At 76.2% G+C, this 4,340-nt stretch carries 4 protein-coding genes; 3 read left to right on the forward strand and 1 reads right to left on the reverse strand.

The features are described from left to right. Positions 1-17: 17 nt before the first annotated feature. The gene (locus tag E1258_RS30305; RefSeq protein WP_132407125.1) at positions 18-701 is read right to left on the reverse strand and encodes a metal-dependent transcriptional regulator; all 684 of its coding nucleotides are present in this window, start codon (positions 699-701) and stop codon (positions 18-20) included. A 156-nt stretch (positions 702-857) separates the two neighbouring features. Between E1258_RS30305 and E1258_RS30310 the strand changes: the two genes are divergently transcribed. The 3 genes from E1258_RS30310 to E1258_RS30320 form a co-directional block, all read left to right on the forward strand. Next, positions 858-1,706 (forward strand): sulfurtransferase, encoded by an 849-nt coding sequence (locus E1258_RS30310; protein WP_132407127.1) that lies wholly within the window; start codon positions 858-860, stop codon positions 1,704-1,706. 70 nt (positions 1,707-1,776) lie between these two features. After that, entirely contained in the window at positions 1,777-2,958 is a 1,182-nt protein-coding gene (locus tag E1258_RS30315) for an acetoin utilization protein AcuC (RefSeq protein WP_132407129.1), read from the forward strand. Between the two features lie 20 nt (positions 2,959-2,978). Then, on the forward strand, positions 2,979-4,340 hold a 1,362-nt coding region (locus E1258_RS30320; protein WP_132407131.1), incomplete at its 3' end, for a GNAT family N-acetyltransferase.

Raw genomic sequence — 4,340 nt, forward strand, 5'->3', positions numbered from 1 at the left:
CTATTGGGCGGCGGGGGTCAGTGGGCGGCGACGAAGACCCGGGAGGCGACCTCGCGGGGCAGCCGGACCCGGTCGCCGGAGCGGTCGATGGAGACCCCGTCCCGTTCCTGGGCCACGGTCACCGTCGCGCCCGGGTCGACCCCGGCGGCGTGCAACTGCCGCAGCACGTCGGCGTCGGTCTGCACGCTCTCGCAGATCCGCCGCACCACCACCGTGCCGGTGAGCCCCGGGAACGCCAGGTTGCGCTCGCCGTCGCTGCGGTCGGCCGGCTGCTCCGGGGTGCCCAGCTGCTCCAGGCCCGGGATCGGGTTGCCGTACGGGGAGCGGGTGGGGCGGTTGAGCAGGTCGTACACCCGCTTTTCGACCGCGTCGCTCATCACGTGCTCCCACCGGCAGGCCTCCTCGTGGGCCTCCTCGTAGGGCATCCCGATGACGTTGACCAGCAGCAGCTCGGCGAGCCGGTGCTTGCGCATCACCGACACGGCGGAGGCGCGGCCCAGCGGGGTCAGCGCGAGGTGCCGGTCGCCCTCCACGGTGAGCAGCCCGTCGCGCTCCATGCGGGCGACGGTCTGGCTGACGGTGGGGCCGCTCTGGTGCAGCCGCTCGGCGATCCGGGCGCGCAGCGGCGGGACGCCCTCCTCCTCAAGCTCAAGGATGGTGCGCAGGTACATCTCGGTGGTGTCCACTAGATCGTGGCGCATCGATTCCCCCTCTCGGCGGAGGCAGTTCCGCGCCCACTCGTGTCGACCAGGTGCTTCACGTCGGCGACCTCCCGGAGGTCGATCGTACCCCGGCCGCCGGACATGCCCCGCCGCCGTACCGGGAGGTGACCGCCCGGATGGTGTTGACTGGACGCCATGTCCGGTACTGAGGAGCTGCTGGTCGAGGCCGACCGGCTCGCCGTGGAGCTCGACTCCGCCGCCCCACCCACCCTGCTCGACGTCCGCTGGCGGCTCGCCGGCCCGCCCGGCCGCGAAGACTACGCCGCCGGCCACCTCCCCGGCGCGGTCTTCGTCGACCTGGACGCCGCGCTGTGCGGGCCGCCCGGCGAGGCCGGCCGGCACCCGCTGCCCGCCCCCGCAGCCCTCCAGGCGGCGCTGCGGGCCGCCGGGGTCCGTGCCGGTCACCCCGTCGTCGTGTACGACGGCGGCGACGCGCTGGGCGCGGCGCGGGCCTGGTGGACGCTGCGCTGGGCCGGCCACCGGCCGGTCCGGGTGCTGCACGGCGGCTTCCCGGCCTGGGTGGCCGCCGGCCTGCCCCGGTCGACCGACGTGCCCACCCCGGCCCCCGGTGACGTGACCGTCCGCCCGGGTGAGCTGCCGGTGCTCGACGCCGCCTCGGCCGCCGTGCTCGCTGCCGCCGGCGACGGGACGCTGCTCGACGTGCGGGCCGCGGCGCGCTACCGGGGCGAGCAGGAGCCGATCGATCCCGTGGCCGGGCACGTGCCGGGCGCGGTGAACCTGCCCGCCGGCGAGTACGTCGGCCCGGACGGCCGGTTCCCGTCCCCCGGGGCGCTGCGGAAGCGGTTCGCCGCCGCCGGGGTCGCCGACGCCGCGCCAGTGGGGGCGTACTGCGGTTCCGGGGTGACCGCCGCGCAGGCCGTGCTCGCCCTGCACCTGGCCGGCCGCCCGGACGCCGCCCTCTACGTCGGATCGTGGAGCAACTGGGTCGCCGACGGCTCCCGGCCCGTCGCCACCGGCGGCTGACGGCCGACACCCGGTGCCGCGAGCAGCGCGTGCGGTGGGCCTCGCTGCCGGCCCGTGCGACGATGGCCCCATGTCCGAGGACACGGTGGTGGTGTGGGACGAGGCCCTGCTCGCCTACGACATGGGTGACCATCCGCTCGATCCGGTGCGGGTCGAGCTGACCGTCGCGCTCGCCGGGGAGTTGGGCGTACTGGGCCGGCCCGGGGTGCGGCTGGTCAAGCCCGAGCCGGCCGACGAGGCCCTGCTGACCCGGGTACACGACCCGCGCTACCTCGACGCGGTCCGGGTCGCCCCCCGCGACCCGCTCTTCGCCGGGTTCGGGCTGGGCACGTCGGACAACCCGGTCTTCGACGGGATGCACGAGTCCAGCGCGCTGGTCGCCGGAGCCACCGTGGTCGCCGCCGAGGCGGTGTGGCGGGGCGAGGCCCGGCGGGCGGTCAACGTGGCCGGTGGGCTGCACCATGCCATGCCGGCCCGCGCGGCCGGGTTCTGCGTCTACAACGACCCGGCGGTGGCCATCGCCCGACTGCTCGACCTCGGCGCGGAGCGGATCGCGTACGTCGACGTGGACGTGCACCACGGCGACGGCGTGCAGGCCATCTTCTGGGACGACCCCCGGGTGCTCACCATCAGCCTGCACGAGACCCCGCTCGCGCTGTTCCCCGGCACCGGGTTTGCCGACGAGGTCGGCGGGCCGGGCGCGCAGGGCAGCGCAGTGAACGTCCCGCTGCCGCCCGGCATCGACGACGCCGGGTGGCTGCGCGCGTTCCACGCGATCGTGCCGTCGGTGCTGCGCGCGTTCCGGCCGCAGCTCCTGCTCACCCAGTGCGGGGCGGACGGGCACCGGATCGACCCCCTCGCGGACCTGCACCTGACCGTCGACGGGCAGCGCGCCACCTATCTCGCGCTGCGGGCGCTGGCCGACGAGCTGTGCGACGGCCGCTGGGTGGCCACCGGCGGCGGCGGGTACGCCCTCGTCGAGGTGGTGCCCCGCGCGTGGACCCACCTGCTCGCGGTGGCGACCGGCGGTCCGATCGACCCGGCTACGCTCACCCCGCCCGGGTGGCGGGCTCTCGCCGCTGCCCGTCGCCCCGGTCGGGAGGTGCCGCTGCGGATGACCGACGACGCCGACCCCGCGTACGAGCCGTGGCAGCCGACCGGCGAGCCGAACTCGGTGGACCGGGCCATCGCGGCCACCCGCAAGTCGGTGTTCCCCCTGCTCGGCCTCGACCCGCACGACCCCCGGGACTGAGCGGGGTGGGGCCGGAACAGGTGACCACCGTCGACCGGCCGGTGGACGTGCTGCTCAGCGATGGCAGCACCGTCGCGCTGCGACCGATTCGCCCGGACGACGCCCCGGGCATCGTGTCGATGCACGCCCGTTTCTCCGAGCGCACCCGCTACCTGCGCTACTTCTCGCCGTACCCGCGCATCCCCGAGCGGGACCTGAACCGGTTCGTCCACGTCGACCACCGGGACCGGGAGGCGTTCGTGGTGCTCGCCGCCGATCGGATCGTCGCCGTCGGCCGGTACGAGCGGCTCGGCCCGCAGGCCCCCGAGGCCGAGGTGGCGTTCGTGGTGGAGGACGCCTACCAGGGGCGGGGGATCGGCTCGGTGCTGCTGGAACACCTGGCCGACGCCGCCCGGCGGGCCGGGATCGTGCACTTCGTCGCCGAGGTGCTCCCGGCCAACGCGGCGATGCTGCGGGTCTTCGCCGACTTCGGCTACCAGGTGCAACGCCAGTACGCCGACGGCGTGGTGCACCTGAGCTTCCCGATCGCGCCGACCGAGGCGACGCTGGAGGTGCAGCGTGGCCGGGAGCACCGCACCGAGGCCCGCTCCATCGCCCGGCTGCTGGCCCCCCGGGGCGTCGCCGTCTACGGCGCGAGCGCCACCGGGCAGGGCGTCGGCGCGGCCCTGCTCGGGCACCTGCGCGACGGCGGGTACCCCGGACCGGTCGTGCCGGTGCACCCGAGCGCGGCGACGGTGGCGGGGCTGCCCGCGTACCCGTCGGCGGTCGACGCCGGCCACTCGATCGACCTGGCGGTGGTCGCGGTGGCCCCGGAGGCGGTCGGCGCGGTGGTGGCCGACGCGGCGGCGGCCGGCGCGCACGGCCTGGTGGTGATCTCGGCCGGCTTCGCCGAGGCCGGCGCCGCCGGCGCTGCGGCCCAGCGGGCCCTGGTCCGCGCCGCGCATGCCGCCGGCATGCGGGTCGTCGGCCCGAACTGCCTCGGCGTGGCCAACACCGACGAAAAGGTACGCCTCAACGCCACCCTCGCCCCCGCGCTGCCGGCCCCCGGCCGGGTGGGGATCTTCAGCCAGTCCGGCACGTTCGGGGTGGCGCTGCTCGCCGAGGCGGCCCGGCGGGGCCTCGGTCTGTCCAGCTTCGTCTCGGCCGGCAACCGGGCCGACGTCTCCGGCAACGACCTGCTCCAGTACTGGCAGGACGACCCCGGCACGGACGTGATCATGTTGTACCTGGAGACGTTCGGCAACCCGCGCAAGTTCGCCCGGCTGGCCCGGCGGATCGGCCGGGACAAGCCCGTGGTGGCGCTGGCCTCCCCGGCCCGCCCGCCCGGCCTGGGCGGCGACGCCCCCGGCCCGGACGAGGTCGCGGTCAGCGCCCTGTTCGCC

It is taken from the genome of Micromonospora sp. KC207 (genome assembly GCF_004348615.1).
Classification (GTDB): Bacteria; Actinomycetota; Actinomycetes; order Mycobacteriales; family Micromonosporaceae; genus Micromonospora.